The organism is Ideonella sp. P3_A4, assembly GCF_056403075.1.
Window position 1 is genome coordinate 1 of sequence record NZ_JBFUGE010001242.1, and the last position, 795, is coordinate 795.

A 795-nucleotide genomic window follows, 5' to 3' on the forward strand; every position below is an offset into this window, starting at 1 on the left:
CCGCGACGCCTAACCCCTCCGTCAAGGGGACGTCYTGCGGCAAGCCGCRRGCCGCCCCTTACGTCGAACGTTAAGCATTGAGGTCGCGGTTGTGACCCACGAAGCAACGATGAAACCAATTTTTGCAGCAGCTGTGGCAACACTCATCTCACTGTTGAGCGTCGCCCCGTCATGGGCACAAGCAGTGTGGACATCACCGTATGGAGCCTTCACACTTCTCATTCCAGAGGGGTGGAAAATGGTTCCGCTACCAGAGACAACTCTTGGTTCTGCCTCAAACATCGACCTAGTCATTGGCGCAGTGACTACTAGTAACCCGCCCGTAAAATCGGGCTGCACTGTTGCGCACATGATTCGCCCAACGCCCGGCAAGGTCACGCAAGCTGGGGTCAACTTGGCGCTAGCGGCTTGGAACCAGGAGTTCGTGACCGCCGAGCTCTCCAAGCGCGGAACGCCGATCACCGATGTTCTCGAATTCACCAACGGAATGAAGACCAACATCCGAGTGGTCTCAATGCACTACCTTGTAGGCTCAAATGCCTCCAATACAGAGTTCTGGCAATCCCAATTTCTTCTCGCGCTAGAGGAGAAGGACGCCGCCTTCTTTACGGTTACCTGCCTTACGCCGCAAGCCGAAAATGACCCAAATTCTCATCGCGCCCTAAACGCCATCAATTCGCTGAGGTTTCACGAATGAGAGGAATGAGAGCAATGCCTAACCCCTCCGTCAAGGGGACGTCCCGCAAGCGGGCCGCCCCTTACGTCGAACGTTAGGCCACTCACAGGCTTCTTCCC

General features: G+C 56.2%; 1 protein-coding gene. It reads left to right on the forward strand.

All coding sequences use genetic code 11. The features are described from left to right. The first annotated feature begins 109 nt into the window (after positions 1-109). Positions 110-697 carry a hypothetical protein gene (locus AC1DYI_RS37310; protein WP_477209096.1) on the forward strand — a complete coding sequence of 196 codons (588 nt, stop codon included), beginning with the start codon at positions 110-112 and terminating at the stop codon, positions 695-697. Positions 698-795 lie beyond the last annotated feature (98 nt).